The sequence below is a fragment of the Actinomadura roseirufa genome (genome assembly GCF_900659635.1).
GTDB classification, from domain to species: Bacteria; Actinomycetota; Actinomycetes; order Streptosporangiales; family Streptosporangiaceae; genus Spirillospora; species Spirillospora roseirufa.
The window spans coordinates 1-5521 of sequence record NZ_CAACVB010000389.1 but is presented as its reverse complement, the minus strand read 5'-3'; the positions used below and the strand labels follow the sequence as shown (position 1 = coordinate 5521).

Annotated in this window: 7 protein-coding genes; 5 read left to right on the top strand and 2 right to left on the bottom strand. The window is 74.0% G+C overall.

Going from position 1 to position 5521, the window contains the following annotated elements; all coding sequences use genetic code 11:
* From E1291_RS38530 to E1291_RS38510, 5 genes are all read left to right on the top strand, one after another.
* Positions 1-611, top strand: a 611-nt coding sequence (locus E1291_RS38530) for a DUF5941 domain-containing protein (RefSeq protein WP_131742974.1), incomplete at its 5' end; no start/stop codon positions are given.
* Complete coding sequence (locus E1291_RS38525; RefSeq protein WP_131742973.1) at positions 608-1339, top strand: phosphocholine cytidylyltransferase family protein; 732 nt, start codon at positions 608-610, stop codon at positions 1337-1339. The genes E1291_RS38530 and E1291_RS38525, both read left to right, overlap by 4 nt.
* 87 nt (positions 1340-1426) lie before the next feature.
* Positions 1427-2500: an iron-containing alcohol dehydrogenase family protein gene (locus tag E1291_RS38520; RefSeq protein WP_131742972.1), complete on the top strand. Its 1074-nt coding sequence runs from the start codon at positions 1427-1429 to the stop codon at positions 2498-2500.
* Positions 2490-3356 carry a CDP-alcohol phosphatidyltransferase family protein gene (locus E1291_RS38515; protein WP_131742971.1) on the top strand — a complete coding sequence of 289 codons (867 nt, stop codon included), beginning with the start codon at positions 2490-2492 and terminating at the stop codon, positions 3354-3356. Before E1291_RS38520 ends, E1291_RS38515 begins: the two co-directional genes overlap by 11 nt.
* Positions 3357-3379: 23 nt before the next feature.
* Positions 3380-4234: a glycosyltransferase family 2 protein gene (locus E1291_RS38510; protein ID WP_131742975.1), complete on the top strand. Its 855-nt coding sequence runs from the start codon at positions 3380-3382 to the stop codon at positions 4232-4234.
* Positions 4235-4273: 39 nt separating this feature from the next.
* Here E1291_RS38510 and E1291_RS38505 read toward each other — a convergent pair whose 3' ends face one another.
* Both E1291_RS38505 and E1291_RS42795 read right to left on the bottom strand, forming a co-directional pair.
* Positions 4274-4939, bottom strand: a complete 666-nt coding sequence (locus tag E1291_RS38505; RefSeq protein WP_131742970.1) for a TetR/AcrR family transcriptional regulator — start codon at positions 4937-4939, stop codon at positions 4274-4276.
* A 65-nt stretch (positions 4940-5004) separates the two neighbouring features.
* A partial coding sequence (locus E1291_RS42795) for an ATP-binding domain-containing protein (protein WP_165495498.1) occupies positions 5005-5521 on the bottom strand: 517 nt, incomplete at its 5' end.

Here is a 5521-nt window from a genome sequence, read left to right as displayed (position 1 = left end):
CCCGCGAGCCGGGCGCGCCGCGGCCGGGCGCGCACCGCGGCGACGGCCCGCTGGCCACCGCGCTCGGCAGGCTGACCGGCGGCGCTCTCCCGCCGCTGCCTGGAACGTTCCTGGCGGCGGCGGTCACGATCGCGCTGCTGGCGGCGGGCGCGGGACCCGACCCGGTGCCGGCGCTGTGCGCGCCGCTGCTGGTGCTGCCGCTCGCCGGAGCGGTCTCCGCGCACCCGCACCGCGGACATATGGACTGGCTTGTACCGCCCATAATCCGAGGGATCGAGTATGGTTACCTCGCCGTACTGGGGTTTGCGCAGGGAGTGTCGGCGCCGCTCGTCTATGTGCTGACGGCCGTCCTCGCGTTCCACCACTACGACACCGCGTACCGCACCCGCCTGGGGCTACGGCCTCAGGAGTGGGTCCTCCGCGCCGGGCTCGGCTGGGAGGGCCGGATGCTCCTGGTGGCCTTCGCGGGCCTCTTCGGGCTCCTCCCGTTCGCGTACGCCGCGCTCGCCGCCTACCTTGGCGTGTTGACCGGCGGCGAGAGCGTCACCACTTGGGCCCGGACGGGACGCGGCAGCGGCGTGATGGTCGACCTGGAGGAAGAGGAAGCATGATCGGCATGGTGCTGGCGGCGGGCGCTGGCCGGAGGCTGCGGCCCTACACCGACACCCTCCCCAAGGCCCTCGTCCCCGTGGACGGGGACACCACCATCCTGGACATCGCCCTGGGCAACCTGGCCGAGGTCGGGCTGACCGAAGTGGTGATCGTCGTCGGCTACCGCGCCGGCGCCGTCGAGGAACGCAAGCGCGCCTTGGAGGAGCGGTACGGCGTGTCCATCACGCTCGTGCACAACGACAAGGCCGAGGAGTGGAACAACGCCTACTCCATGTGGCTGGCTCGGGAGCACTTCTCCAGGGGCGTCCTCATGGTCAACGGTGACACGGTTCATCCGGTGAGCATTGAGAAGACCCTATTGTCCGCCCGCGGAGCGGACATCCTCCTGGCAGTGGACAATGTGAAAACTCTGGCCGACGAGGAGATGAAGGTGACCCTCGACGAGGCCGGTCACCTGCGGTCCATCACCAAGCTGATGGACCCGTCCACCGCGTACGGCGAGTACATCGGCGCCACCCTGATCGAGCCCGCGGCCGCGGAGCCCCTCGCGGACGCCCTCAAGGCCACCTGGGAGGGCGACCCCGACCTCTACTACGAGGACGGGTACCAGGAGCTGGTCAACCGGGGCGGGCGCATCGCCGTCGCGCCCATCGGCGCGGTCGACTGGGTGGAGGTCGACAACCACGACGACCTGGCGAAGGCCCGCCTGATCGCCAAAACCTACTAGGGCACACCCCGCGCCGGCCGGCGCCGGGCCCGCCCGGCGCCGCGGCCGGCGCACCCGAGCGACCGACGAGCCCGAGCGAGGAGGCCCATGCCCCTGCTGACGCGGATGCTGACCGCGCCGCTTTCCATCGACGTGCGGCGCGGCGCGGTGGCCGCCCTCGGCGATCTGCTGGCCGACCGGCGGATCGCCACCGAGGGAAGGGTCGCCATCGCGGTCGGCCCCGGCCAGGGCGACCAGATAGCCGATCACGTCCGCGGATCCCTGACCGAGTGCGAGGTGTTCCAGGTCGACGCCGGCACCGTGGAGGGCGCCGTGAGCCTCGGCTCCAAGCTGCGCGCCGGATCCTACGAGGCCGTGGTGGGCATCGGCGGCGGCCGCACGATCGACGCCACCAAGTACGCGGCGACGCTGTCGGGCATCCCGATGGTGTCGGTCGCCACGAACCTCTCGCACGACGGGATCTGCTCCCCGGTCGCCTCGCTCTCCCACGACGGGGGCAAGGGCTCGTTCGGCGTCGTGATGCCGCTGGCGATGGTCGTGGACCTCGACTACGTCCGCGCCGCGCCGGACCGGCTCGTCCGCGCCGGCATCGGCGACGTGGTGAGCAACTTCTCCGCCGTGGAGGACTGGCTCCTCGCGGCGGACGAGTGCGGCGAGCGGGTGGACCGGCTGGCGCTCACCGTCGCCCGCACCGCCGCCGAGTCGCTGCTGCACCAGCCCGAGTCGATCGAGTCGGACCGGTTCCTCACCGTCCTCGCCGAGGCGCTGGTCCTGTCGGGCATGGCGATGTCGTTCGCGGGCGACTCCCGGCCGGCGAGCGGCGGCGACCACGAGATCCTGCACGCCATCGACCAGCTGTACCCCGGCACCGCCAACCACGGCGAGCTGGCCGGGATCGGCGCCGCGTTCTGCTACCACCTGCGCGCGACCCGGCTCGGCGCCGGCGAGGAGCGGCTGGCGGAGATCCTGGCCTGCCTCGACCGGCACGGGCTGCCGCGCTTCCCGGGCGACGTCGGGCTGACCGTCGAGCAGTTCGCCGAGGCCGTCCAGTACGCCCCCCGCACGCGGCCCGGCCGCTACACGATCTTGGAACACCTCGCTCTCGACCAGGGGGCGACCCTCAAGGCGGTGGAAGAGTATGTCCAGGCCCATGGAGGCTGAGCTCCCCGGCCGTGAGGACGGCCGCGCCGAGGCACGTCCGGAGGACCAGCGCCCGCACCGCAAGGGCGCGAGCGTCGCCGACATCCGCAAGTACGGGCAGCCGCCCGGCCTCAAGGACCGGCGCAACGAGGAGCACTGGGCGGGCCGCCTCTACATGCGCGACCTGTCCCCCTACTTCGCGTGGGTGTTCCTGCGCCTCGGGTTCAGCCCCAACCAGCTCACCTACCTGATGATGCTGAGCGGCGTCGTCGCGGGCGTCGTGGTGTCGCTGCCGGCCGGAGGCATGGCCGCGCTGTGGACGGCGCTCGGCGGCGCCGTCCTGATCCAGGTGTACCTGCTGCTCGACTGCGTGGACGGCGAGGTCGCCCGCTACCTGCGGCGGACGTCGGTGGCCGGGGTCTTCCTCGACCGGATCGGCCACTACCTCTCGGAGGTGTCGCTGCTCATCGGGCTCGGCTTCGCGGCCCAGGGCGGCTGGAAGAACGGTGGCTGGGCCGAGCTCGGCCTCGTCGCCGCGCTCGGCGCCGCGCTCATCAAGGCGGAGACCGACAACGTCGTGGTGGCGCGGGCCAAGTCGGGCCTGGCCGCCGACCCGACCGGCGGCGACCGGGCGCTGCGGCCCCGCTCCACCGGCATCGCGCTGGCCCGGCAGGCCGCGTCCATGCTGCGCTTCCACCGGATCATCGGCGCTGTCGAGCTGTCGCTGCTGATCCTGGCCGCGGCGGCGCTGGACGTCGCGCTCGGGAACGACACCCCGGCCGCGATCCGGGTCCTCACCGTCGCGGTGGCCGCCGTCGCCGTCCTGCAGACCCTGCTGCACCTGGTGAGCATCCTGGCGTCCAGGAGGCTCAAGTGAAGCTGAGCGTCGTCGTCCTCACGATGGGGAACCGGCCCGCCGAACTGGCCCGCGCCGTCCGCAGCGCCCTGGAGCAGGAGCACGTGGACGTCGAGGTCGTCCTCGTCGGCAACGGCGTCGACCCGGTCGGCGGCCAGGAGGACGTGGCCCCGTTCGACGACGAGCGGGTCCGCACGCTCAGCCTGCCCAGCAACGTCGGGATCCCCGCCGGGCGCAACCGGGGCGTGGAGGCGTCCTCCGGCGACGTGGTCCTGTTCCTCGACGACGACGGCTGGTACCGCTCCACCCGCCTCGGCACGTACCTGCGCGACCGGTTCGCGGCCGACCCGGGGCTCGGCGTCGTCTCCTTCCGCGTCCGCGACCCCGAGGGCGGCCGCGGCGAGCGCCGGCACGTCCCGCGGCTGCGCGCCGGCGACCCGGAACGCTCCTCCGAGGTCACCACGTTCCTCGGCGGCGCCTGCGCGATGCGCCGCGCCGCGTTCGACGCGGGCGGCGGCCTGCCGGAGGACTTCTTCTACGCCCACGAGGAGACCGACCTCGCGTGGCAGATCCTCAACGCCGGGTACCGCATCGTGTACGACGCGTCCGCCGTCATGTTCCACCCCGCCGTGCTGCCCACCCGGCACGACATGTTCTACCGCTACAACGCCCGCAACCGGGTGTGGCTGGCGCGCCGGAACCTGCCGTGGCCGCTCGCGCTGACCTACCTCGGCGTGTGGGTCGCGATGACGGTGCTCCGCGAGCGCAGGCCGAGCTCTCTCAGGCCCTGGTTCAAGGGCTTCGCCGAGGGCTGGCGCAAGCCCGCCGGGCCGCGCCGCCCGATCTCCTGGCGGACGGCGTGGCGCATGACCCGCACCGGCCGCCCGCCGATCATCTGACCGGGACCGGCCGCGCGGCCGGTGCGGGTCGTCGCCCGGTCAGGCCGCGTCCGGCGGGGCGTTCGGCCGGGGGGCGGTGACCACCGCGAGGACGAGATGCGTCAGCTCGGCGATGACGTCGTCCAGCGGGACGTCCTGCCCGCGCGCCGACCAGTGGTGGACGAGATTGTTCACCGCCCCGATGACGGCGATCACCGTCAGCCGGTGGTCGCGGTCGGGGGCCTCGCCGCGGGCCACCGCCTCGGCGATGATGGCGAGCACCGCCTCGGCCCACTGCGAGCGCCAGCCGAGCCGGTGCGCCTCCAGTTCGGCACTGACGCCGACGACCTCGACGAACGCGATCCGCGCCCAGCGCGGGTCGCTCGCGGTGACGGTGACGAACACCCGCACCGCCTGCTCGACCCGCTCGGGCAGCCCGGCGCCGGACCCCTCGGCGCGGGCCGCGGCGAGCGCGTCGCCGGCGCGCTCGTTGATGATCGCGTGCAGGGTCGTGAGCAGTTCCTCGCGCCCGGAGAACTCCTCGTAGAAGTTCCGCGTGGACACGCTCGCCGTCGCGCAGAGCCGCTCGATCGAGGTGGCCGCGTAGCCGCGCGTCCCGAACAGCTCCAGCCCCGCGGTGAGCAGCCGCTCCCGCCGCTCGGCACGCCGCTCCTGCGCCGAGCGGCCGCCGTAGCTGCGCCGGGGGGCGGGATTTCGCCCGGTCATCGGTCTCCGTCCACGGGTAGGGGGCTCGCGCCAGCCTAACCGCGGGGCGGCTCGCCGCGCCGCCGTCAACCGGAGAGCAGGGTCCGCTCCCACTCGGGGTCGGCGGTGAGGACGGTGAGCCGCTGCGTGGCCCGGGACACCGCGACGTAGAGGACGCGCAGGCCGCGCGGCGACTGCGCGGCGACGGTCTCGGGGGCGATGATGACGGCGGCGTCGAACTCCAGCCCCTTGGCCTCCAGGACGTCCAGGACCTGCACGCGTCCGGGCAGCCCGGCGCCGAGCCGTTCGCGGGCGCCGGCGTCCCAGGAGACGCCCCGGCCGGCGTCCGGAGCGGCGTCCTCGGGGGTGGCGTCGTCCGCGTCGTCTGCGTCGTCCCAGAGGGCGTCCTGGGTCACGCGGCTCCGGGCCGGTGGAGGCGCCTCGCCGTCCAGGGCGAGCGGGACGATGACGCCGATCGTGCCCTCGACCCGGTCGAGCAGCTCCTCGGCCGCCTCGCGCGCCGCGGCGGCGAGCCGCTCGGCCGGGACCGTCCGCACCCGCGGCTCCACGCCGGACGTGCGGACGGCGCGGGCCGGGCGCGCG

Bases quoted from the DNA above. Each gene is read 5' to 3' on its own strand.
- E1291_RS38525 (WP_131742973.1), top strand. From the start codon at position 608: ATGATCGGCATGGTGCTGGCGGCGGGCGCTGGCCGGAGGCTGCGGCCC.
- E1291_RS38520 (WP_131742972.1), top strand. From the start codon at position 1,427: ATGCCCCTGCTGACGCGGATGCTGACCGCGCCGCTTTCCATCGACGTG.
- E1291_RS38515 (WP_131742971.1), top strand. From the start codon at position 2,490: ATGGAGGCTGAGCTCCCCGGCCGTGAGGACGGCCGCGCCGAGGCACGT.
- E1291_RS38510 (WP_131742975.1), top strand. From the start codon at position 3,380: ATGGGGAACCGGCCCGCCGAACTGGCCCGCGCCGTCCGCAGCGCCCTG.
- E1291_RS38505 (WP_131742970.1), bottom strand. From the start codon at position 4,939: ATGACCGGGCGAAATCCCGCCCCCCGGCGCAGCTACGGCGGCCGCTCG.